The 23,774-nt window shown below is 61.5% G+C and carries 10 protein-coding genes and 1 pseudogene; 7 read left to right on the forward strand and 4 right to left on the reverse strand.

The window, feature by feature from the left end:
- The first annotated feature begins 10 nt into the window (after window positions 1-10).
- Genes ACYZT7_RS19990 through ACYZT7_RS20000 form a run of 3 tightly spaced genes read left to right on the forward strand, consistent with a single transcriptional unit; the run spans window position 11 to window position 14,623 of the window.
- Window positions 11-9,106 (forward strand): amino acid adenylation domain-containing protein, encoded by a 9,096-nt coding sequence (locus ACYZT7_RS19990; RefSeq protein ID WP_462037923.1) that lies wholly within the window; start codon window positions 11-13, stop codon window positions 9,104-9,106.
- A 52-nt stretch (window positions 9,107-9,158) separates the two neighbouring features.
- Window positions 9,159-12,983 (forward strand): non-ribosomal peptide synthetase, encoded by a 3,825-nt coding sequence (locus tag ACYZT7_RS19995; RefSeq protein WP_462037924.1) that lies wholly within the window; start codon window positions 9,159-9,161, stop codon window positions 12,981-12,983.
- The gene (locus ACYZT7_RS20000; protein WP_462037925.1) at window positions 12,980-14,623 is read left to right on the forward strand and encodes a cyclic peptide export ABC transporter; all 1,644 of its coding nucleotides are present in this window, start codon (window positions 12,980-12,982) and stop codon (window positions 14,621-14,623) included. The genes ACYZT7_RS19995 and ACYZT7_RS20000 overlap by 4 nt, the downstream gene beginning before the upstream one ends.
- On the opposite strand, the gene fhuF is transcribed toward ACYZT7_RS20000, so the two are convergent.
- A complete protein-coding gene (gene fhuF, locus ACYZT7_RS20005) occupies window positions 14,614-15,360 on the reverse strand; it encodes a siderophore-iron reductase FhuF (protein ID WP_462037926.1) in 747 nt (248 codons plus the stop codon). The two genes, ACYZT7_RS20000 and fhuF, sit on opposite strands and share 10 nt — an antisense overlap.
- Window positions 15,361-15,466: 106 nt before the next feature.
- Between fhuF and ACYZT7_RS20010 the strand changes: the two genes are divergently transcribed.
- On the forward strand, window positions 15,467-17,170 hold the full coding sequence (locus tag ACYZT7_RS20010) for an ABC transporter ATP-binding protein/permease (protein WP_462037927.1): 1,704 nt from the start codon (window positions 15,467-15,469) through the stop codon (window positions 17,168-17,170).
- A 520-nt stretch (window positions 17,171-17,690) separates the two neighbouring features.
- Here ACYZT7_RS20010 and ACYZT7_RS20015 read toward each other — a convergent pair.
- Window positions 17,691-18,593, reverse strand: a complete 903-nt coding sequence (locus tag ACYZT7_RS20015; protein WP_462037928.1) for a universal stress protein — start codon at window positions 18,591-18,593, stop codon at window positions 17,691-17,693.
- Between the two features lie 437 nt (window positions 18,594-19,030).
- Here ACYZT7_RS20015 and ACYZT7_RS20020 point away from each other — a divergent pair.
- The 3 genes and pseudogenes from ACYZT7_RS20020 to ACYZT7_RS20030 all read left to right on the forward strand — a co-directional run bounded on the left by ACYZT7_RS20020 (window position 19,031) and on the right by ACYZT7_RS20030 (window position 21,303).
- Window positions 19,031-19,704, forward strand: a pseudogene (locus ACYZT7_RS20020) (polysaccharide lyase family 7 protein).
- A 547-nt stretch (window positions 19,705-20,251) separates the two neighbouring features.
- Window positions 20,252-20,449: a hypothetical protein gene (locus ACYZT7_RS20025; RefSeq protein ID WP_462037929.1), complete on the forward strand. Its 198-nt coding sequence runs from the start codon at window positions 20,252-20,254 to the stop codon at window positions 20,447-20,449.
- A 140-nt stretch (window positions 20,450-20,589) separates the two neighbouring features.
- Entirely contained in the window at window positions 20,590-21,303 is a 714-nt protein-coding gene (locus ACYZT7_RS20030) for a metallophosphoesterase (protein ID WP_462037930.1), read from the forward strand.
- 101 nt (window positions 21,304-21,404) lie between these two features.
- On the opposite strand, the gene ACYZT7_RS20035 is transcribed toward ACYZT7_RS20030, so the two are convergent.
- A complete protein-coding gene (locus tag ACYZT7_RS20035; protein WP_109631600.1) occupies window positions 21,405-21,602 on the reverse strand; it encodes a YbdD/YjiX family protein in 198 nt (65 codons plus the stop codon).
- 14 nt (window positions 21,603-21,616) lie between these two features.
- Complete coding sequence (locus tag ACYZT7_RS20040; RefSeq protein WP_462037931.1) at window positions 21,617-23,674, reverse strand: carbon starvation CstA family protein; 2,058 nt, start codon at window positions 23,672-23,674, stop codon at window positions 21,617-21,619.
- Window positions 23,675-23,774 lie beyond the last annotated feature (100 nt).

Genomic DNA, 23,774 nt, shown 5'->3' on the forward strand with positions numbered 1-23,774 from the left:
CACTGCTGCCATGCATGACCAAATCGAAAACATCTATTCGCTGACGCCGCTGCAAAAAGGTTTGCTGTACCACGAGGCCTATGCGCCCGAGTCCCGGGTTTACTACCAGCAGATGAGCATCGGACTGGCCGGCGACCTCGATCTCGATGCGTTCCGTCAGGCCTGGCGGGCCCTGATGCAACGCCACGCGGTCTTGCGCACGGCGTTTCTCTGGGAAGAGCTGGACGACGCCTACCAGGTCATCCTCAAAGAAGTCGATTTGCCGCTGCGCGAAGTCGACTTGCGCGGCAACCCGCAAGGGCTAGCGGCATTGGCGGCGGAAGATCACGCACAAGCTTTCGAGCTGAGCGCCGCACCGCTGATGCGTTTGACTCTGGCGCGTCTGGACGATCAAAACGGTCAAGCGCACTGGTCGTTGCTTTGGACCCACCATCACCTGTTGCTCGATGGCTGGAGCGTCGGTTCGCTGCTGGCTGACTGGCGTGACCTTTATCGTGCCGCACGACGCGGGCAAAACGCGGCGCTGGAAACAGTGCGTCCGTTCCAGGATTACGTGGCCTGGCTCAGCGAACGCCCATCGGCCGATGAATTCTGGCGCAGCCGCCTGGCGGATTTCGCCAACACCACCCGCGTGCCCGAGTCGGACCCGCGTGGTCTGCTCGCTGACCCGGTAGAGGCGCACCTGCCCTGCACCGAGCATCAGCTGATGCTGGATGCCGCAACGACCGCTCGCCTGACCGGCTTCGCCCGCGACAACAATCTGACCATCAACACCTTGCTGCAAGCGGCTTACGCTTACCTGCTGGGCCGCCATAACGGCAGCGACGAAGCCCTGATCGGTGTCACCGTGGCCGGGCGTCCACAGCGCCTGAGCGGCGTCGAGCGCATGGTCGGTTTGTTCATTAACACCTTGCCGTTGCGCGTTCGCTGGGACGATGCGCCGACCGTTGGCCAATGGCTCGCGGGCATCCAGGATTGGAACGCCGAGATGCGCGAGCACGAACACACACCGCTGGCCAGTCTGCGGGCATTGACCGCGCTGCCGCCCGGTGGCGAGTTGTTCGAGGCGATCATGGTGTTCGAAAACTTCCCGTTCCCTCGGGAGCTCGATCAGATCGACGAAGGCCTCGTCGGACTGCCGGATGCCGAACACACCGCGCCTTTACGCCACACCGGCGGACGCAACAACTACCCGATGTCGCTGATCGCTTCGATGGAAAACGAAAGCTTGCAGCTGCATCTGGTGCATCAGCGCAAACGCTTGTCCGATGCCGCTGGTGCCCGCCTGCTGCAGCAACTGGTGACCTTGATCGAAGAGTTGAGCCGCGACACCAATCGGCCAATGGCCGACGTGCCGCTGTGCCCGACGCAGGAACTGAACCTGACTCGTACCTGGGGCAACGGTGCGACCCTCGAACTTCCTGATGCTCCGCTGCACGAACTGATCGCCGCCCAGGCCCGCCGCCATCCCGAGCGTGAAGCCGTGCGTGACGCCAACGGCGCCTTGAGCTATGACGAACTGCTTGAGGCTTCGACCGGACTGGCCAGTGTCTTGCGCCAGCGCGGTCTGCAACAGGGTGATCGCGTCGCGCTGGCCCTGCCCCGTTGCAACGACGCAGTGGTCGCGCTGCTGGCGGTGATGCAGGCCGGTGGCTGCTTCCTGCCGCTGGATCTGGGCCAACCGGCCTCGCGCCTGAGTGCGCTGATAGCCAGTGCCGACGTGGACTTCATCATTGGTGTGCCGACCTTCGATACCGCCTCCGCTCAGGTCGTCGACGCATCGGCCCGCACCACCGGCATCGACCTGCCAGCGGTGGATCAACAGGCCTGCGCCTATGTGATTTACACCTCCGGTTCCACCGGTACACCTAAAGGCGTGCGCCTGTCCCATCGCGCCATCGTCGCGTATGTCAGCGGCATTCTCGCCGAACTGGGTTGCGTCCAAGCCGAACAACCGTGGCGCCATGCGCTGCTCTCGACCCTGGCGGCGGACCTCGGTTACACCCAGTTGTTCGGCGCGCTGGTCAGCGGTGGTAGCCTGCTGCTGGTGGACGACGACACCCGTGCCGATCCGAATGCCCTGGCGCGGTGCTTTGCCGAATTCACCCCGGATCTGGTCAAGCTCACCCCCAACCACCTGCACGGTTTGCTCGCCGCTCACCCCGACGCCGGCCTGCTGCCGCGCCGCGCCTTGTTGCTCGGCGGCGAAGCACTGCAAGGTGCGTTGCTGGACACCATCCGAGCGCTGCGTCCGGACCTGGCGGTCTACAACCACTACGGCCCAACCGAAAGCGCCGTGGGCATTTGCCTGTCACGCATCGACCAGCCACTGGCCGGTATGCAACCGCTCGGCCATCCGCAACCGAACCGCCAACTGCGGGTCCTCGACAGCCACGGCCACACCGTGCCTGTCGGCGTGCCGGGTGAACTGTGGGTCGGCGGTGAAGGCCTGGCCATCGACTACCTGGGCGATCCGGCGCAAACCTCGGCGCGCTTCACTGCCGTTGCCGACCTGCCCCGCGCCTACCGCACCGGCGACCGTGTGCGTTGGCTGGAATCCGGCGAACTGGCGTTCCTCGGGCGCGTAGATAACCAGATCAAACTGCGCGGCTACCGCATTGAGCTGGGCGAAGTCGAAGCGCAGATCAAACGCCTGTCGAGCAACATCCAGCAAGTGCTGGTGCGCGTGGTGCAACCGGCCAACGAAACACCGCGCCTGGTCGCCTGGCTGGTGGCCAGCACCTCCATGTCCGCCGACAAATTGCGTTATGACCTGGCCCTGCGCGTGCCGGATTACATGGTGCCATCGGACTTCATCGCCCTGGATGCGATCCCGCTGAACGCCAACGGCAAGCCGGACATCGCACGCCTGCCATTGCCCGATGCCCCGACCAGCCAGGACAACTACGAGGCCCCGCGAGATGCGGTGGAAATCGCCTTCGCCGAGATCTGGCAGGATGTGTTGCGAGTCGAGCGCGTCGGCATTCACGACAATTTCTTCGCCCTGGGCGGCGATTCGATTCTCAACCTGCAGATCATCGCTCGCGCCCACCAGCGCGGCATGAAGTTGACGCCCAAGCAGTTGTTCGAAAACCGCACCATCGCCGAAATTTCTGCGGTGATCAGCCAAGGCGCGAACTACAGCCGTGATACGTCCAGCGCTGCGCGTAATGTGCCGCTGACACCGGGTCAGCATGCCCGACTCGAAGCCGGCCCGTTGGCGGCGCACTGGCGCTGCGTGGCGTTGAACGCACCGATTAGCGTTGAGGTATTGAACCGCGCCGTGTTGGCCCTGCAACAGCAACACCGTGCCCTGCAACTGGGTCTGGCCCGGCAGGCTGACGGCACTTGGGCGCAAACCCTGCCCGCCACGCCAAAACCGGTCAGCGCCAGCCGTCAATCGTTCGACACTGACAACCTGAGCGCACTGGCCGAAAACGTCCTTGCCACACTGGATCACGCATCAGGCGAAGGCTGGCACGCCTGCCTGTCGGAACAGGGCGACGCGGTGCTGTTGGTCACCCATGCACTGCGCCTGGATGCTGCATCCTGGGCGTTGTTGATGACGGACCTGGCACTGGCCGTGGCTCAAGCGCAATACGATCGTGCAATCGAATTGCCGCGTCACGGCGGCAATCTCGATGAATGGGCCGAGCATCAGAAAAACTACGCCAGCGATGAAGACGGGCTGGAATCGGCCTGGGAATACTGGCTGCAATACGCCGGTGAAACCCTGCCGTCCGCCCCGCAACCGGATGGCGTGGCCACTGAAAGTCGCGTGCAGATTCCGGCGTCACTCAGTGCTCGCCTGAGCCTGCTGCAACGTCGCAGCCATGCGCCCTGGTCCTCGTTGGTCGCCACCGCGGTCGCCGCGGAACTGGCGCAACAAAGTGCTGAGCAAGGCGTCTGGCTGACCCTGGATCGCGGCCGCTGCGAGCGCGCACGCTTGCCGCTCACCAGTCCTTTGAGCCGCACCGACTTCAACCCGGCCACGGTAATCGGCGCGCTGAGCCACGCCGCGCCCCTGCGTCTGAGCGTGACACCCGGCGCCAGCGCCGCGCAGTTGCTCGCGCAGGTTGATGCGCAACTGGCCGCCGCCCCGCACACCGGTGACGACTACGGCGTGCTGCGTTATCTCGCTGACAACGACTACCTGCGTGAACCGCTGCTAAGCCTGCCGCAGCCGACTGTGCATATCGTCATGGCCGGCGAATGGCAAGCCCCTGAAGGGCCGTTGGGCGAGGTCATCGCCGCTAGCGCGCCAATCGATGGCGTCGGGCTGACTCTGTCCGTCAGGCTGCAACACGGTCAACTGCAAATCGATTGCCGTGGCCCAGGCGCAGAACACTGGGCCGAGGCGCTGGAGCAGCGTCTGGCCCTGCTGGCTGCCGACGCCGAGCAAGCCATCCCGGGTTCCCACGCGTTCCCGTTGTGCCGCGCCGCCGGTCACGACCTCACAGCCCTCGGTGTAAACTTCGACTGGGCCGGCATCGACGACTTGCTGCCCCTGTCGCCGATGCAGGAAGGCATGTTGCTGCACACCCTGCTACGTCCCAACAGCGGCATCTACCTGATGCAGCAACGTTATCGCTGGGACGGCGCACTGGACCGCAGCGCCATCGAATTCGCCTGGGTGCAGCAACTGGCCCGGCACCCGATGCTGCGCACCGGTTTCTGGTGGCAAGACGGCAAGGCCGCGCTGCAATGTGTCTACCACGACACCGACCCGGCATTCGCCTGGTACGACTGGCGTCACCTCGACGAAGCGACCCGCCAGCGACAACTGGATGCCGTGCTGGACGCCGAATGCCGGCAGGGTTTCGACATGCGTCGCCCGCCGCTGACCTTCCTTCGGGTGTTCCAGGTGGCCGATCAGGAATTCCTGATCGTGCGCAGCTTCCACCACATCTTGACCGATGCCTGGTGCTTCGGCCTGTTGATGGCCGACCTGTTCGCCCACTACCAGGCCCGCGTACTTGGCCAGCCTGTGGCGCGTCCGTTGCTGCCATCGTTCAGCAACTACATCCATTGGCTGCAATGCCAGGACAGCTCCATCACCGAGCAATTCTGGACCCGCGAACTGGCCGGTTTCAGCGCGCCGACGCCGTTGGTCGTGGATCGCTCGACCGTGACCGAGCAAGCGGTCGAAGCGGTGGCCAACCTCGATGTCACGCTGTCGATTGCCGACACCCGCGAATTGACCGCGTTGTGCCAACAGCACCAGCTCACACCCAATACCTGGATTCAGGGTGCCTGGGCCGTGCTGTTGTCCCGCTACAGCGGCAGCGACGACGTGCTGTTCGGCGTCACGGTGTCGGGCCGTCCGACCGATTTGCCGGGCGTGGAAAACATCGTTGGGCTGTTCATCAACAGCCTGCCGCTGCGGGTGAAGGTTGACGACTCGCAAACTGTGGTGCCGTGGCTGCAAGCGCTGTTTGCGCACAACTTCGAGTTGCGCGCCTACGAACACGCGCCGTTGGTGGATATTCAGCGCTGGAGTGAGATCGAGCACGGTCGCTCGCTGTTCGACAGCCTGGTGGTGTTTGAAAACGCCCCCTTCGACGCCGGCCTGTCGGATCGTCAGGTGGACTTCAACGTCGACATCTACGAAGACCGCGTGCACACCAACTACCCGATGACCGTGGTGCTTTACCCCGGCGATCGCCTGGGCATTCGCCTGACCTACGACGCCGCGCGTTTCGACACCGACACCGTGCAGCGCATGCTCGGCCACCTGCGTCAGTTGCTCACACAGATGGTCGCCCAGCCTGACGCGCCACTGGCCACGCTGTCGCTGCTGACGCCGGACGAACGCCAGACCCTGTTGGTGGACTGGAACCGCAGTGAACTCGACTTCCCGCTGGATCAAACCTACGCCGAGCTGTTCGCCCGGCAAGTGGCGGAAGATCCGCAGCGCATCGCTGCCGTGTGTGGCGCCGACAGCCTGAGCTACGCCGAGCTGGACCAGCGCTCGAACCGCCTGGCGCGTGCGCTGATCGAGACCGGCGCCGGTCGTGACACCCTGGTAGCCCTGGCCGCCGAACGCGGGCTGCCATTGCTGAGCATGATGATCGCCGTGCTCAAGGCCGGTGCGGCCTATCTGCCGCTGGACATCAAGCATCCGCCACAGCGCCTGAGCGAAATCCTCGAACTGTCCGGTGCGAAGATTCTGATGACCAGCGAAAGTGCCGACTCGGTCATCGACCCGGCACTGGCCGCCAGCTCCGCGACCCCGAGTCGCCTGCGCACCGAAGCCCGGTGGCTGGCGGGCGATACAACGCCACTTAACGTGGCGGGCAGCCCTGATGATCTGGCCTATGTGATCTTCACCTCAGGCTCCACCGGCACACCGAAAGGGGCCATGGTCGAACAACGGGGCATGCTCAACAACATCTTTGGCAAGGTGCCGACGCTGGGCCTGTCGAGCGCGGACCGGATTGCCCAGACGGCCTCCCCGGCGTTCGACATTTCGGTCTGGCAATTCCTCGCCGCACCGATCCTCGGCGCCACCGTGCACATTCTACCGGACGTGATCGCCCACGATCCCGAGCGCCTGTTGGAAGCGCTGGAGCACCAACAACTGTCGGTGCTCGAAGCCGTGCCGACGATGATCCGCGCCCTGCTCGACCTCGCTCGCACCGACACGCAACTGTCGGCACTGCGCTGGCTGCTGCCGACTGGCGAAGCCCTGCCTCCAGCGCTGGCCCAGGCCTGGCTGAGCCGCTTTGCCCATGTGCCGTTGATGAATGCCTACGGCCCGGCGGAGTGCTCGGACGACGTGGCGTTCCACCCGCTGACCAGCGTGCCGAGCGAAGGTGGCAACGCCATGCCGATTGGCCGGCCGACCGCCAACAACCATCTGTACCTGGTGGACGCAGCACTGCGTCCGGTGCCGGTGGGCGTACCGGGGGAAATCTGCGTTGGTGGCGTCGGCGTCGGTCGTGGTTACCTGAACGATCCGGAGAAAACCCAGGCTGCGTTCGTCGCACATCCATTCGAACCCGGCGCGCGTTTCTACCGCACCGGTGACCTGGGTCGCTGGCGTGCAGACGGAGTGATCGAGTTCCTCGGTCGCCGTGATCAGCAGGTGAAAATCCGCGGTCACCGCATCGAACTGGGGGAAATCGAAGATCATCTGGGACGTCATCCCGCCGTGCAAGCCGTGGCCGTGATCGTCAACGCCGACCAACGTGGCGACCTGCAACTGGTCGCCTACTGGACCGGCGATGACACGCCTGTGGCGGTGCTGCGCGAATGGCTGAGCCAACGCCTGCCGTCGTACATGGTGCCGGCGCATTGGCAACAGCTGGAAGCGCTGCCGCAGAACGCCAACGGCAAGGTCGACCGCAAAGGGTTGACTGCACGTGCGCTGGACAGTAGCGACCTGAGCGAACAACGATCGCTGAGCAGCGACACCGAACAGCAACTGGGCGCGATCTGGGCACAGATTCTCAACGTGACGGCGATCGGTGCCGACGACAATTTCTTCGCCCTCGGCGGACACTCATTGCTGGCGACGCTGGTAGTCTCGCGGATTCGCAGCCAACTGGCGGTGGACCTGCCACTGCGTGCAGTCTTCGATCATCCGGTGTTGGAGAACCTGGCGCGCGCCATCGACAGCGCCCGTTTGCAGGCGGCACCTTTGGCCCTGCCCCCAATCACTGCGGCAGACCGTTCGCAACCGCTGCCGTTGTCGTTTGCTCAACAGCGGCTGTGGTTCCTTGAGCAACTGAACCCTGGCTCCAGCGGTTTCAACATTCCGTTCGCCTTGACCTTGACCGGGGCGCTGAATGTCGAAGCCTTGCGCCTGGCGTTCGAACAATTGATCGCCCGCCATGAAGTATTGCGAAGCACCGTACACAGCGATCACGGTGAACCCTGGCAGCGGATCGAAGCGGCGCAGGCGTTTGCCTTGCCGGTCACCGATCTGCAAGCGGTCTCGGCGCAGGAACAGGAGCCGGCCATCCAGGCGCAATTGGCCGAGGTCTTCGGCCAACCGTTCGACCTGACGCAGGCGCCATTGATTCGCGCGCGGTTGCTGAAACTGGATGCGCAGACTCATGTGTTGGCCATTGCCATGCATCACATCGCGGTGGACGCCTGGTCCATTGCGCAACTGGTGGACCAACTGGCCACGGACTACATCGGTTTCGGCAGCACCGCTGCTCGCATCGACACCCCGGCCCTGCAATACGCCGACTTCGCCGTGTGGCAACGCACGCACCTGCCGGGCCCGGTCTGGCAACAACAACTGGCCTACTGGCGCCAGCAGTTGCAAGCCAGTCCGGCGCCACTGTTGCTGTCGGGTGCTCAAACTCGCGACCACGGCGGTTGTTCGCGTCATCGCAGTCGCCTGCCGGCGTCGTTGGCCCAGGCCATCGGCGAGTTGGCCACGGCTCGCGAGGCTTCGCCATTCATGGTGCTGCACAGTGCGCTGAACGTGTTGCTGCATCAGCAAACCGGACGCGAAGACTTGCTGGTCGGCACCGACATCGCCAACCGTCATCAGCAACAGACCGAAGACATGGTCGGCTTCTTCGTCAACCAGTTGGTGCTGCGTTGCCGCGTCGCGCCGCAGCAGACGTTCGATCAATTGCTGAGCGATGCCCGCCGCGTGGCGCTGGATGCCTTTGCCCATCAGGATTTGCCGTTCGACGCCTTGGTGGCCGACCTGCTGCCACAGCGAGATGCGCGTTATACGCCGTTCTTCCAGGTCAAACTGGTGGTGCAGAACACCCGCCAGCAGAACCTGCAATTGCCGGGCCTGGCGATCAGTGAACGGGAGTTGGAGCCACAAGCTTCGGATGTCGACCTGCTGATCAACGTCGTGGACGATGGCGGAGGTCTGCTGGTGGTGTATGACTACGACACCGGGCGTTACGCCACCGGCTACATCGAACTCTTTGACAGCCTGTTTGTTTGCCTGCTGGAACAACTCGTGCTGAACGCTGATACCAGCGTCGCCCAGTTGCTGCTGCCACTCAATCAACTGCAACAGACCCGCCGCGACCAGGCTCAAGCCGCACTACGTGAAGCCGGCAGCGCGCGTCAGAGCACCCTGGGCCAGGCCCGTCGCCGCGCCGTCGTGAAGGATGCCGAACAATGATGGTCATCGGCCAATCGACGCTCATGTCCCACTTTTTTGTACAGGTCTCAGCATGACTCAGACTCACGAAGACACGCCGTTCGAAGGCTTCGAACTGTCGCCGCAACAGGCTCACCTGTGGCGTCTGCAACAAACCCGTCTGACGCCGACAGCACACCGTGCCACGCTGCGCATTCGCAGTGAACAATCGCTGGACGGCGCACGGCTGAAAAACAGTTTGCTGGCGCTGATGCAACGCCACGAAATTCTGCGTACCCGGTACCAGCAACTGCCGGGCCTGTCGTTGCCGATGCAGGTGATCGACGGTTCGGTTGATGATTGGCAAGCGCTGGGCATCGAGCTGCACGTAGATACTCAGTCGGCAACGTTGCACCTGCCTGCCTTGCATCTGGACAGCACCAGCCTGGGATACCTCGGCGAAGAATGGGCGCTGGGCTACTTGCAAGCAGCGCCTCAAGAGCCGCCGCTGCAATACGCCGACTATGCGGCGTGGCGCCTGGAGTCGGTGAACGACCAGGGCCGACAGTTCTGGGATGAGCAGTTCAATGCGATGGTTACCGAAGTGCCTTTACCATGGCAGCGGCAGAATGCGGCCACCGGAATTGTCGAAACGGCGCGGATGCAACTGTCGTTCGACGACTCCACCCTGCAACGCCTCGATCAGCAAGCGGCCAGCCTCGGCGTCAGCACCGGCACGATCGTGCTCGCGGCTTGGGTCACCTTGTGGCAACGCTACTGCGAAGCCGAACGCCTGACGCTGGCCTACGAATACCAGACGCGTCCGGACGTGTTGGGTGATGCCCTCGGCCTGTTCTCCGAGCCGTTACCATTGACGCTCGACATTGCGCCCGAGCTGTCGTTTGCCGCGTTATGCCAGCAACTGACCGAGAGCGTTGGCCTGCTCAACGATGCCCGGGACAGCTACCCGAGCCACTTGAGCAATGTGCCATCGTTGTCCGGCGTGGGTTATCGCGAACTCACGGTCGTGCCGCACAGCGCCCTGAACGATGCCGGTTGGCAGATCGAACAGGCCGACAGTGTCAGCGCCGGCTGCGCGTTGCTGTTGCAGTATCAACCGCGTTCGGCCAGCGGTTTGTCGCTGCATTTTGACGCCGCGCTCTACACGTCAGCCCATGTCGAAATGCTCGCCGAGCAACTGTTGAGCGTGATCGAGCACAGCCTGCGTGAACCGGCCGCCAGCCTGAACCGACTGGCGACCTGCAGCGCCGCCGAGCAACAACGGGTGACCGGCGCATTGGCCACTTCGCCGACCCTGAGCCCGTCGCAAGAACAGTTTTATGCTGCCACGTTCGCCCTGCCAAACCTGGCTGCCTGCTTCTCCACGGTTTCGGCCACCAACGCCGGACGCCCGGCGGTGACCGGTCCGAGCGGCACCTTGAGCCACGCCGAGCTGGATCAGCGAGTCAGTGCCCTGACCCAGCAACTGCTGGCCCAAGGCCTGGAGCCCGGTGCGCGGATCGCGCATTTCCTGCCGCGCGACATCGATGCGGTGGTGGCGCTGGTCGCAATTCTGCGCGCCGGTGCCTGCTACGTACCGATCGATCCGGCCTACCCCACCGAGCGCATCGAACATATTCTGCGCGACAGCCAGGCACGGCTGGTGCTGACCCACCGCGCTCGCGTGCAAAACCTGCCGGCGTTCTGGCAGCCGAGTGCGCTGGCGATTGATCAAGCAATGCCGACGGTGCCGTTTCGGGACGAGCCGAAAGTCTCGCGGGACCAACCGGCCTACCTGATTTATACCTCCGGCAGTACCGGCCAGCCCAAGGGCGTGGTCATCAGCCATGCCAACGCCCTGCATTCCCTGGCGGCGCGACTGGCGGGGTATCCGCAGCCGGTGCAACGCTTTCTGCTGCTGTCGTCGTTCGCCTTCGACAGCTCCATCGCCGGGCTGTTCTGGAGCCTGGCCCAGGGCGGTTGCCTGCACCTGGCCAGCGAAATCGAACAGAAAGATCCGCTGCAACTGGCCCGGTTGATTCGCAGCCACGGCGTGTCGCATCTGCTGGCCCTGCCCTCGCTGTACGCATTGATCCTGGACGAATTGGGCGACAACCCGAGCCCGCTGAACACCGCGATTGTCGCCGGCGAAAGCTGCCCGCCAGCACTGGTGAACAACCACTATCGCCGCCAGCCCGGCGCGCAGCTGTACAACGAATACGGTCCGACGGAAGCCTCGGTGTGGAGTACCGTCGCCCTCTGCCGGCCCGATCAGGGCGTGGGGTCCGTGCCCATCGGCCGCGCCATTGCCCACACCCGGGTGTACCTGCTCGACAGCGACGGCGCACCCGTGGCCCGGGGACTCAAGGGTGAAATTCACATTGCCGGGCCGGGATTGTCCGAAGGTTATCTGGGCCTGCCGCAGATGACGTCCGAAAAATTCATCCGGGCCAGTCATCCATCTCTCGACGACCAACGTCTGTACCGCACCGGCGATTTCGCCTGGCAGGATCTGGACGGGCAACTGGTGTTCCTCGGGCGCACTGACTCGCAGATAAAACTGCGCGGTTACCGTATCGAGCTGGGCGAAATCGAAGCCGCGCTGTGCAGCGTCAGCGGCGCCAAACTGGCAGTGGTCTTGCTGGACACCACCCAGGTCGAACCGAGCTTGCGTGCTTTCGTCGAATCGTCCACCCAGCTTCAGGCCAGTGCCGTGCGTGAATCCCTGGCGGCAATGTTGCCGGCGCACATGATTCCCGCCGATATCCAGTGGCTGGCGCAACTACCACGCACAGCCAACGGCAAGGTCGATCATCGCGCCTTGCTGGCCCGGGTGCCGAACCACAGCCTCGCGCCTTACGAAGCGCCTGAAGGTCATGTCGAACAGGTGCTCGCGGCAGTGTGGCAGGAACTGCTGGAGACCGAGGCGATCGGTCGCCACGATGACTTTTTCGCCCTCGGTGGCCATTCGTTGCTGGTGGTGCGCATGACCGCAAGGCTGCGTGCCACGCTCGGTATTGAAGTGCCGGTCAACATCATCTTCCAGCACCCGACGCTGATCCGGCTCGCAGAGCAGATCACCCAACCCCACAACCGCGCAGCCGTCATTACCTTGCAGGCCGGCGAAGCAGGACAGACGCCGCTGTTCTGCCTGCACCAGCCCTCGGGTGGGGTGCATCACTATGTGCCGATGGTCGCCGGCTTGCCAAATGAACTGCCGGTGTACGGCATCCCGCTGCCCGAATCGCTGCGCAGCCAAGACCTCGCCGCATTGGCCAGCAAATATGTGCCGCAGATCCAGCAGATTCAGGCGCAAGGTCCATATCGCCTGGGCGGTTGGTCCATGGGCGGATTGCTCGCGCTGGAGTTGACCCGGCAACTGGAAGCGCAAGGGCAAAGGGTCGAATGGCTGGGGTTGTTCGACAGCACCTTCCACGCCGAGGACGAGGCGCTGGAGTGGGATGCGCTGTGCACAATCATGCAGCAAGAACTGAGCAGCGACAGTCGCCAGCGACTGGCCTCGCTCGCCCCGGAACGTCTGACGGAACTGCGCACGGCCACCGCCGGGCTGGGTCGCGTGGAGCAATTGCGTTGCGCCTTGCTGCAATGGTCAACTGCCAACGGCTTGAGCCTCAACGCACCGCAAGCCTACGTGGAGCAGACCTTGAGTGTGATGGCCGACGCGCGTCGTTGGGTCAATGGCTATTCGGTGCCCGCCGTGCGTGCCACCCTGCACCTGTGGTGGGCCGAACAGACCCTCGTCGAGCGCCCGACCCTGCCTGCGCAGTGGGACGCGATCAGCCAGCGAACCTGTCATCATCAGGTCGCCGCCGATCACGACACTATCCTCGGGCAATCCGCCTTCCATGAACAACTCAACAAGTCGCTGGCCGTGGCCTCGACGGAAACCGTCGCATGAACCTGATTCTCTATCTCTACCGCCAATCGGCACGCTTGCTGGCGCTGGCCTCCATCACCGGTGCACTGGGCGGTCTGGCCAGTGCGGGGCTGGTGATCCTGATCAACCGCGGGCTGGCCAACCCGCAGCAATTGCCAGAACTGGCCCTGGGGTTCTTCGGGCTGTGCGTCGGCATGCTGCTGAGCAAACTCTGCTCGGAACTGTCGCTGCTGCACCTGACCCAAAGCGCGATTTTCCAGCTGCGCATCGACCTGTCGCGCAAGCTGCTCGCCACCCCGCTCAAACGCTTGCAAGGCATGGGCAAACACCGTTTGCTGGTGATCCTCACCGAAGACGTGCACACCTTTACCGCCGCGTTCGAGTGGGTGCCGCTGCTGTTCGTCAACGCCGTGGTGACCCTGGCGTGCTTCGCCTACCTGGCCTGGCTGTCGTGGTCGCTGCTGGCGATTCTCGCGTTGTTCCTGTTGGTGGGGCTGGTGGCGTTTCACTTGGCCGAACGCGGGCCGCTGAGCCATCTGGAACGGGTGCGACAACAAAAGGATGTGCTCTATCAGCACTTTCGCAGCCTGATCGAAGGCAGCAAAGAACTGCAGCTGAACAACGCCCGTGGTGAAGCCTTCGTCGAGCGGGTCATCCGTCCGGGCGCCGACGAGTTCCGCGTGCGGTTCCTGCGCGGCATGGCCGGGTATTCGGTGGTGGCCAACCTTGGCACCCTGCTGTTTTACCTCAACCTCGGCGTGCTGCTGTTCGTCGTGCCGTTCTGGCTGCCGCAGCCGATCACCGTGCTGACCAGTTTCACCATCACCCTGCTGTACCTGGTGCGGCCGATTTCCGACCTGATGATCGCACTGCCCTCGTTGCGTCAGGCCAGCATAGCCCTGGATCGCATCCGCCAACTGGACGCGGAGCTGAGCACCGAAGCTCAGATAGCTGCGCCGCTCGGCAATGTGTTCGCCAGTGAAGGTCCGATGCGCCTGTTGCTCAACGGCGTGTGCCACCGTTATCCCGGCGAACACGAAGATCATCCCTTCATGCTCGGGCCGGTGGATCTGACGCTGGAACAGGGCGAACTGGTGTTTGTGGTGGGAGGCAACGGCAGTGGCAAGACCACGCTGTCGATGCTGCTGCTCGGGCTGTATGCGCCGGAAACCGGTTGCGTGGTGCTCAACGGCGTGGAAGTGGACGACGATAACCGCGAGCAATACCGCCAGCACTTTGCCGCGGTATTCGCTGACTTCCACCTGTTCGAACATTTGCTGGGCGACGACGGACCGGACGCCGAGCACCGCACCGCCGAAGCGACGCGTTATGTGAAGGCCTTGGGGCTGGGGCATAAAGTCAGCATCGTCGACGACCGTTTTTCCACTGTGGAGCTGTCCACGGGCCAACGCAAGCGACTGGCGCTGGTGTCGGCGTACCTGGACGACAAGCCGTTTTATCTGTTCGACGAGTGGGCTGCCGACCAGGATCCGACCTTCAAGCGGGTGTTCTACATGGAGCTGTTGCCGGAGTTAAAAGCCCGGGGCAAGACCGTGATCGTGATCACCCACGACGACGCTTACTTCCAACAGGCCGACCGGGTACTGAAAGTCGAGAACGGCCGCCTCACCCAGGTCGAAGCCCACGCGGCTTATGCCTGATGAGGCTGCGTGATGTCAGCGCCCGGCACCAGCGGACAGTTGTCGCAGTACGGGCGCGCGTCACCCAGTTGGTGGTGCAGGCAACACACCTTGCGCATCAGCAAGGGGACGCCGCTCGGACCGGGGGCCAGTTGCAGGAAGCCGTACAGCGGATTGCGCGTTCCATCGGCCCAGTGCCGCTCCCGGAACAGCCTCTCACGCCACTGCGGCGCGTTCGGCATCTGGAAGTAATCGAGCGCGACATCGATGGCGGCCGTCACGTTGTTCCATAGCAAGCGCTGGGCCACCCGCCCGGCGCTGGCCAGTGCCTGCACCAGAGGCGCCATGTCTTCGGTCAACAGGTGCTGCGCGAAGGCCAGCGGATTGTTCAATGGCAGCACCTCACCGGCAGCAAACACCTGAGCCACGGGCATTCCGTTTTCCAGCACCACATGGGGATCATGCACGATACAACGCAGATGCTGCGCAGCGGCGGCCAGCGGTAAGGCCAGCGTCACGCAGATCAAGTCCATCGACCATTGCGACACCAGTGCAGCCCGAGGCGCGGCGGGATAGTAGTGGGTGTACAAGCCCAACAGCTCAGTGCAGGTTTGCGGGTCGCGAAACTCAATCAGCCCACGGCCTTCGGCCCGGCTGCTCAGCCGGCACGTGCTGCGCAGAAAGGCGCCCTCGAAACGAAACAACTGATCGAGCAGGGTTTCGTCGAGCATTCGGGCGGTGGTTTGAAGAGGCGTCATGAGGCTTCGTAACTGAGTTTGAGAACTGTTAACCTACCACGTTTTTTGAATTCCGAAGACTCATCACGGCGGGTCAACCCCCGAGTTTGCCAGGCAGGACGCTCAGATGTTCATCCAAGATATGAAGTTGCTGGCCGCGCCTTACTGGTCGGCTCAAGGCCGTCGTCGCGCGTGGCTGACACTCGCCCTGGCCATGCTGGCGGTGGCCGGGATCATTGCGATCCAGGTGCGCTGGAACGAGTGGAGCCTGGGCTTTTACAACTCGTTGCAAAGTCTGGACGCCGCTGCGTTCGGTTATCACGTCGTGGAGTTGCTGGTGCTCGACGTCGCCTTCATCGCCTGCACCATGGCCAAGTTCCAAGTGCAGCAGCGCTTGCTGATCAGCTGGCGAGAAAAACTCACCCAGGCCTTTCTCGGCAAGTGGCTCGACAGCCAACGCTACTACCGGAGCCGCTTTCACAGCGTGACTTACGACAACCCCGATCAGCGCATTGCCGAGGACTGCAAGATCTTCGTCGAGCAGACCCTGGACCTGGGCCTGAACCTGCTTCAGGCGGTCATTCTGGTGGTGCTGTTCAGCATGATCATGTGGCGCATTTCCGGCACGCTGGAGTTCGAAGTCGCCGGACATGCCGTCGCCATCCCTGGCTACATGTTGTGGCTGGCGTTGATTTACGCGGTGATCGGCAGTGGTATTGCGCACTGGATCGGCAAACCGCTGATCGGGCTGAATTTTCTGCAACAACGCCGTGAGGCGGATTTTCGCTTCGGTCTGACGCGTTTGCGCGAAGACGCAGAAAATGTCGCCCTTTCCCGTGGCCAGGGTTGGGAAAGCAAGCAATTGTTGAGACAGTTGGGACTGCTGCTGAGCAACTACTCGAGGCTGGTCCGCTCGAAAAAACACCTGCTGGGGATTAATGCAGCGTATGAGCGATTCGCCTTTACCTTGCCGCTGCTGCTGGTGTCACCGCGCTTCTTCTCGCGGGAAATTCAACTGGGGCAACTGACCCAGATTGCTTCGGCGTTCGGCGAAATACAGTCCTCACTGTCGTTTCTGATTCACAGCTACCCGCAAATCGCCGAATGGCGTGCGACCAAGACTCGCTTGTGCAGTTTCTGGCGTGAACTCGAGGCATTGCCCGCCCCGGTCGACCCCGTCACCCGTCGTACTCCCGGCCTGCGGTTGCAAGACTTTGCACCGCTGAACGAGCACGGTTTACCGCTGTTCGAACCGCTGACGCTGACCTTGGCTCCCGGCGAACGACTGTTGCTGCGTGGGCCTTCCGGCGTGGGCAAGACCACCCTGCTCCGCTCGCTTGCGGGATTGTGGCCAAGGCACCAGGGCAGCGTCGAACTGGACCGCGAGGGTCTACTTATCCTGCCGCAGAGACCTTATCTGCCCAATGGTTCGTTGCATGAACTGTTGCATCAAATCGGCGAGACCGGTGCTATCGAAATCGATGAAGCACGCCTGGAAGCCGTGCTCAAACTGACAGAGTTGCAGCACTTGCCGTTGCACAGCACCGATGACTGGAGCCGGCGTTTGAGCCCCGGAGAACAACAGCGCCTGGCCATGGCCCGCGCCTTGCTGATTCGGCCACCATTGCTGTTCCTCGATGAAGCCACTTCGGGCCTTGACGACAGTGCCGAGCGACGGTTGTACGAAGCGCTGGCGGCAGCCGACATTACGCTGGTCAGCATCGGCCATCGCGAAAGCCTCGGTGCGTACCACACCTGCGTGATCGATGTGGTGCCAGTGGCTTTGCCCTCCGCGCCCAAACCAATCCCCTCCACCACTCTGGAATTTTGAGATTATTGATATCGTTGCCAAAAAAGTGGCTGGCGTTTGCGAGCCTGACTGCGTGCCTGCTCTGCGTTCAACACGCTCAGGCGAACAAGCCGCTGCTGTACACCGTCAACGCGGCCCAAGCATTGCCCTGTGACCGTTACAGTTAGGGCTTCGATGCAACTGGAACCGATGCCAGCCTGTCGGTGATCCAGCGTGAACTCCATTTGTCATGTCGAGTAGCCGATGCATAGCCAGCGGACGTACCGCGCAACGGTACGCAGCGATTCGGCCTTATGCAGGAGACCTCATTCGGAGGGCGTAGCTGGAGAAGCTGCGTGGTGATCAGTACAGCGGCTTGGCCCTAACGGCGCCTGGAAAGTCACGGACGGGAAATCGACCGTTAGCCTGTGCAATGAGAAGAGCTAACCGGCCTGCCAATCGCGGGCCGGATGCTCTCCAGGCAGCATTCAGTGAATGCTTTCTGGAAAGCTTTTGTTTCCGACGACAGACTTGGAAGCCCTACACTTAACAGTCGATCCATTTATTGATCAGCTTGCCCCTGAATTGCGAAAACGTTGCAGGGCACCTGGAACAGGACATGCTCTGTAGTGCTGCCAACCAACTTATCCAGCCCTTTGCGATGCGCATTTCCCATTACGATTACATCGGCTCGGTTGTGGGCTGCAAAGTCAGCCATCGCCTTCGTAGGTGGTCCTGCAATGAAGTGCTGTCGCTCAGGTGGCACGCCGTAGTGATCGGCCAATGCCATGAATGACTTATGCAGCGACCGACGAACGTCGCTGCTGAAGCCTGGCATCGTCACTGCACCCGCACCTGCGTCAGAGATATGTGTCAGTGATAGATCGTAGGCGTACAGCAGATGCAACTCGGCATTGCATTGCATTGCCAATCCGTTCGCAGCCTGGATGATACGGTCGTTAATTCCGGTGATCTGAGTTTCTGGTTGCGACGGATCAACTGCAGCCACTATCACCCGCGGAAGCGGACACCTAACTTCGCTGACTAGATGTAAAGCCACCGGACATTCGCGCAAGAGGTGCCAATCCAAAGGAGTGATGAATACGCGCTTGAGCGCTGACTCGTGTTGCACGTCCTTAATAACCAGGTCCGGCTGCATTTCTTCCACGTGCCGAAGGATCTCTTGCAGCGCGTTGCGAGTTACCAGCACTTCAGTGCTCACCTTGATACCGCGTCCGCGTATTAGATCGGCCTCATCCTTCAGCCACTTTTGGTTCTCTTGCTGACAGGTCTCACGAAACTTCCCACTTCCACTTATCAAACCCATGAAGTCGAAGTCTTCGATAAATACCGTGATATGTAGCGCTGCGCCTGTGGCTTCGGCAATTGCGACCGCTCGCTGCAGCGCCGGCGTGTGATGCATGGTTGAACCGGCTATCAGAAAGAGTCGTTGATATTCGCTCATGTAGCACCTCCAAACGTTCTGGGATATCTGCTCCGCTCCCCCAGTTCTCTCGCACGTCACACCACAAGCGATCTGCTATCGCCTCAACTACTTGGATCGACATTATCAATATACGCCCTGCGAGAACAACGCAGCGATCCAAGAGCGCCAGTACATCGGCGCCGATGTCGGACACACACGCTTTTGTAAGTCGTGTGCCCCGGATCATGCCCCGAAGAAACTCAAGCCTCTGGTGTCGGTGGACATGAAGCCTGTAACTATTATGGACACGTATTCAGCCCATTTTGCCCCTTCCTGCGGCGTCTCGCCGACCGAGCACACCTACGAAACGATGCAACCCCTCGCCTGCGCCTTGCCCAATCGTCATGCCTAGACCACTGTATATTCAAACAGTATCACCAAGGCAAAAACGACATCAACGGAATGAGGCAAAAACCATGACTGTAGACATCAGCAACTTCACCATCGCTACCTCGCTTCCAATCTCCGACACCAACCCGATCGCGCTTGAGCTCATCGGTTGGCGGGCGCTCATCGAATGCCCCGACGTCGTCAAGATGCTTGACGATGGTTCGCTGCAGATGACGGCACCGACACTGGGAGCTTCGAGCAAGAGCACGCAACGGACTCGCTGCGAGTGGAAGGAGCCAGGTTACTGGCTGTTCTCCAGCGCAGCGGACCACTGGAACCGACAAGAAATGCGACTGACGAAGGTCAACTCGCTGCAGAAAGTTGTGATCGGCCAGATTCATGTGAAGGGTTCAGAGCGACCTCCGGTAAAGGTGTTCTGGAACAAAGGAAAAATCACCATGGGTTTCCGATCAAGTTACCTCCAGGACGATCCGGTCAATTCGACGGTTTTGGAGAATGTGCCGCTCGGTACGCCTTTCAAAATCAACATTCACGCTAATTCGAGCGGCGCTGTCTCCGTATCGGCAAGCTGTAACGGCGTCAAATCGACTTCGGCGATCATGCGCCTCGACAGCACCTGGGACACGAAAACACTCGCCTTCCACGGTGCGTGTACAACCAGATCGATTACTCCGAAACCACGGACCCGGAAGACGGTTCAGTCTGCGTCATCAGCGATCTGTCCATCACTCACGCCTGATACCTCCTACTCGGCCTGACTAGCGACACAGGCTGCAAGGAAGCATCACTGCTGCACGTTGGCAACAGGGTGTAGCGGGATGCGGAAAGGATCAGCCTGCGAAAGCGAAAGGGGATCAATGAGCCCAATGCCTTGGTGCGCGAGCAGTTGGCCAAAGTCGCAGTTACTTATCCCTGTATTGGCAATCAGACTCATTGATCGTTGCCCAGCTCAATGTTGGGCGATTTCCATTTAACTGAAATGGAGATGCATTGGCGCCTGAACAGCAGCCATGCACTATTTTTTTAGCAAAACAATGGCTGCACGTCTAATCACCTTTTCCCCGCCCTTATAGGCTCAGGAAATATCCCAGCTAAAGGAGGCGAAAGCCTCGCGCAACCATTCGTCGCATGAGAAACGCGGCGCGAATTTATTGACTATTCCTGGCTTAAGGATTGCAAAAGACGCTCGTAGCGGCCCCAGAACGACGTAATTCTGACGCGGCGGCACTTTAATTAACGCTTAAGGACTCCAGCGATACGCTTGGTCAGTCACCGGGAGATGTAACGTGTCAACTCTCAATGAAATCGCAGCGAACCACGCGAGAATGGCTAAGGCTCTTGCAGAAGAGTCGACCGGGCTGAGTGAGCGCCAAACCCAAATAGTGGACACTTTCGAAGTCCCATCGATTGATGCGCAACACGTACCCCTGCACCTCATCGCCGGAGTGCAGGACAACCACTTCGGGCAAGCAACTGGCTACTGACTCTAACCGCGCTGGATCCGGGAAGCCTGTCGCGCAGGCGGTAAAGTCTTCTTGCCGCCGCGGTAGTCGTCGACCAGCACTTCCTGGCCTAAACTCAACTGACTACCAGCCCGTTGGGGAGCTGCGGGAGAGGTATTCCCATGCTCGAAGCTATCGAGATGCCGCGCGTGAAGCGCTTCGCCGCAAACGTTGCCGGCCGAGATTTCGCGGTCGGTGACATTCACGGCCATTTCACTCGGTTGCAGGCCGCTTTGGACGCAGTCGGGCTCAACCCCTCAGTAGATCGCCTGTTCAGTGTTGGCGATCTGATTGACCGTGGACCCGAGTGCCGTGACGCGCTCGATTGGCTGGACAAACCATGGTTCCACCCAGTGCGGGGCAACCATGACGACTACGTGGTGTGTTTCGACACCTGCGACCTCGACAGCTGGATCGGCAACGGCGGCTCATGGTTCACGGACCTGTCGCCGTTCGAGAAGCAAGCATTCGCGGCGCAGTTCGCCAAGCTCCCTATCGCGATCGAAGTTGAAACAGCACACGGCCTGATCGGCATTGTGCACGCCGATTGTCCATTTCCATCATGGGAACAGTTGCGTAAGGAACTGGAATCGCCACAAAGCAACGAGCAGCTGCAAGTGGTCCAGCACTCCTGCATGTGGTCACGACGGCGGATCGATCAGATGCAAAAGCATGGCGTTGATGGCCTACGCGCACTCGTCGTAGGGCATACGCCGCTTTTTATGCCTGTCAGCCTTGGCAATGTGATTCACATCGATACGGCTGGCTGGAGGCCGGACCGTGGCTATTTCACCCTGCTGAATCTCGAAACGCTCGAAACCATCCCCGCCTCCTGACTAAATACGGATCGGCCAATGGAATTCACTTAATAAAAAACCCGGCCTCATCAGCCGGGTTCTTTAATTTGCTATTTAGATGGCATCACTGCCACCGACCCTCAACAGCACTTCGGCCCAGCCTTGCTTCCGTAACGAGCTTCCTGTCGTTCCCGGAAGAACACCTCATAACTCATCACCGGTTTGTCCGGGTGCTTGCTTTGCATATGTTCGACGTACGTGTCGTAGTCGGGCATCCCGACCATCAGGCGCGCGGCCTGACCGAGGTATTTACCGAGGCGACTCAGGTCATTGAACATGCTGCCCTCCTCGATCAAGCGTCCGGAATAGCCTGGAACGGTGCTTCCTTATCCGTACGTTCTTTGGTGCCCCAGGCGGCAATACCGACCTTGAGTGCAAAGAACAGGATGCTGAAGACCACCAGCAAGAACAGCGCCGTCAACGTTGCATTGGTGTAGGCGTTGTAGATCACGTGATGCATCTGGTCGATGCTCTTGGCCGGCGCGAGGATCTGACCGTTGGCCAGGGCATCGCTGTACTTCTTGGCCAACGCCAGGAAACCGATCGCCGGGTTGGCATCGAACAGCTTGATGAAGCCTGCGGTGGTGGTGCAGATCAGCAACCACACCGCTGGCAGCATGGTGACCCAGACGTAGCGTTGGCGTTTCATTTTGATCAGCACAACAGTTGCCAACATCAGTGCGATACCCGCCAGCATCTGGTTGGAGATACCGAACAGCGGCCACAAGGTGTTGATGCCACCCAGCGGATCGATCACGCCCTGGTACAGCAGATAACCCCACATCGCCACACATCCTGCGGTTGCGATCAGGTTGGCGGTCCAGGAATCAGTACGCTTCAGCGCTGGCACGAAGGAGCCGAGCAGGTCTTGCAGCATGAACCGTCCGGCACGGGTACCGGCGTCGACGGCGGTCAGGATGAACAGCGCTTCAAACAGGATCGCGAAGTGATACCAGAACGCCATGGTGTTTTCACCCGGCAGGACACTGTGCAGGATCTGCGCGATGCCGACCGCCAGGGTCGGCGCACCGCCGGCACGGGCCAGGACGGTGGTTTCCCCGATGTCCTTGGCCACCGCTTGCAGCGCTTCCGGCGTAATCGCAAAGCCCCAGCTGCTGACGGTTTGTGCCACAGCCACCACGTCACCGCCGACGATCGCCGCCGGACTGTTCATGGCGAAATACACGCCTGGCTCGATTACCGACGCGGCAACCATGGCCATGATGGCGACGAAGGATTCCATCAGCATGCCGCCGTAGCCGATGTAACGGGCATGACCTTCGTTAGCCAACAGTTTCGGCGTGGTGCCGGAAGCGATCAGCGCATGGAAACCCGACACCGCGCCACAGGCGATGGTGATGAACAGGAACGGGAACAGACCGCCCTTCCACACCGGTCCGGTGCCATCGATGAACTGGGTCAGTGCCGGCATTTTCAGGTCGGGCATGGTGATCAGAATGCCGATCGCCAAGGCCACGATGGTGCCGATTTTCAGGAACGTCGACAGGTAATCGCGCGGCGCGAGAATCAGCCACACGGGCAATACCGCAGCGACGAAACCGTAGCCGATCAGCATCCAGGTAATCTGGATACCGGTGAAGGTAAAGGCTTTGGCCCAGACCGGATCAGCGGCAATTTGTCCGCCCAGCCAGATCGAACCCAGCAGCAGAAGCACGCCGACCACGGAGATTTCGCCGATGCGGCCCGGGCGGATGTAGCGCATGTAGATGCCCATGAACATCGCGATCGGGATGGTCGCCATCACCGTGAAAATCCCCCACGGGCTCTCGGCCAAGGCCTTGACCACGATCAGCGCCAGCACCGCGAGGATGATGATCATGATCAGGAAGCAACCAAACAGCGCGATGGTCCCGGGGATACGGCCCATTTCTTCACGAACCATGTCGCCGAGGGAACGGCCGTTGCGGCGGGTGGACATGAACAGGACCATGAAGTCCTGAACGGCACCGGCCAACACCACGCCGGCAATCAGCCACAGCGTACCGGGCAAGTAGCCCATTTGCGCCGCCAGAACCGGACCGACCAGCGGCCCCGCGCCAGCGATGGCTGCGAAGTGGTGACCGAAGAGGACGTGTTTGTTAGTCGGGACGTAGTCCAGACCATCATTGTTGAGTACGGCGGGGGTGGCACGATTGGGGTCGAGTTGCATCACCTTGTTGGCGATGAACAGGCTGTAGTAGCGATAAGCGACGAGATAGATAGCGACTGCTGCGACTACGATCCAGAGGGCATTGATCGCTTCGCCGCGGCGCAGGGCCACGACACTCAGCGCAAACGCTCCCAGGACAGCCACGGCAAACCAGGCGAGGTGTTTAGCCAGACGGGGCATAGCGTGTCTCCTGCCGACAGCCAGTGGACTGCGGCGGTAATTTTTATAATTGTGTCCGCTGTGCGGAGCTGGCCCAATATCCCCGCATACCGTCTACAAA

Source organism: Pseudomonas sp. RT4P38 (assembly GCF_054897765.1).